Genomic DNA, 1,324 nt, shown 5'->3' on the forward strand with positions numbered 1-1,324 from the left:
CTGAGGTTACCCTCGTTTAGTGGACACCCTACTTGTACGGATCTTGTGTCCGTGGGAGAGGATGTTCATTGTGAGTCAACAGCGCAAGAAGTACACGCCGGAGTACCGGCGTGAAGCTGCGAACCTGGTAATCGAATCGGAGCGGCCGATCGCTCATGTGGCTAAGGAGATCGGTGTTTCCGCCGGGCTTTTAGGCCGCTGGGTCAAACTCGAGCGTGAACGCCGAGGAGCCTCGGATGGGATGAGTGAGGCTGATCTTCGTGCTGAGAATGCTCGCCTGCGCCGTGAGTTGGCTGAAGCCAAGATGGATAACGAGTTTTTGTCAAAAGCGACAGCCTTCTTCGCCGCGAAGCAACGCGAGCAGAAAAGTTCGAACTAATGCAGCAGGAGAAGGCGAACTACAGCATCAAACGCATGGCACGACTATTAAAAGTATCTCGGTCTGGATACTACAAATGGGCCCATGCGCAGCAGAAACGACTATCCGGCGAAAATGATCGTGCTGCATTTTACGATGGCGTTGACCGAAAGATTCATCAGATTTGGAAAGACTCCGATGAGGTTTATGGTGCTCCGCGGATCACCGCAGAGCTCGCTGAGCGCTACCAGATCACATTGAATCGCAAGACTGTGGCGAAGCGGATGCGCATGATGGGCATTGAAGGGATTTCACCGCGTGCTTTCGTTCCAGTGACAACGATCCAAGCCAAGCGTAAATCCACGCTTCCTGACCTGGTTAAACGCATGTTTGATACCGGTGAGCTTAACCGAGTGTGGATGTCGGATATTACCTATCTGCGCACCGGTGAAGGATGGTTGTACTTGTGCGCGGTCCGCGACGGCCATTCCCGCAGGGTACTGGGCTGGGCTATGGATAGCGTTCAAGACACACGCCTGGTCGAGCGGGCCCTGCGGATGGCGCATACGCTGCGCGGTGACGTTCCTGAAGGACTGGTGTTTCACGCTGACCGCGGAACCCAATTCACCAGCGAGAAGCTCTGGGAGGTGTGCCGCAGCCTGGGCATTGCTCAGTCCGTGGGGCGTACTGGTGTGTGCTTCGATAACGCGATGGCCGAGTCGTTCTGGTCGACGCTTAAAACCGAGTTTTACGACCGCAAGCGCTGGGCGACCCGTGATGCCGCGCGCAAGGCCGTTGCCTACTGGATTGAAGTCGTCTACAACCGTCGGCGTCGGCACTCCGCCCTCGGGATGGTCAGCCCCGTCGACTTCGAGAACCACACCGGTTCAACCATCAACAGAAAAGAAATAGCTGCCTAACTACTAGGTAGCTCCACTACGTGTCCACGATTTGCGGGCAACCCCA

Annotated in this window: 1 protein-coding gene; it reads left to right on the plus strand. The window is 56.0% G+C overall.

From position 1 onward, the window contains the following. The first annotated feature begins 61 nt into the window (after positions 1 to 61). A protein-coding gene (locus CRD15_RS10035) for an IS3 family transposase (RefSeq protein ID WP_155269904.1) occupies positions 62 to 1,278 on the plus strand; the annotation gives its coding sequence in 2 pieces (ribosomal slippage) (positions 62 to 323 and positions 323 to 1,278; 1,218 coding nt in all). Positions 1,279 to 1,324 lie beyond the last annotated feature (46 nt).

The sequence above is a fragment of the Corynebacterium sp. LK28 genome (genome assembly GCF_014335105.1).
GTDB lineage: Bacteria > Actinomycetota > Actinomycetes > Mycobacteriales > Mycobacteriaceae > Corynebacterium > Corynebacterium macclintockiae.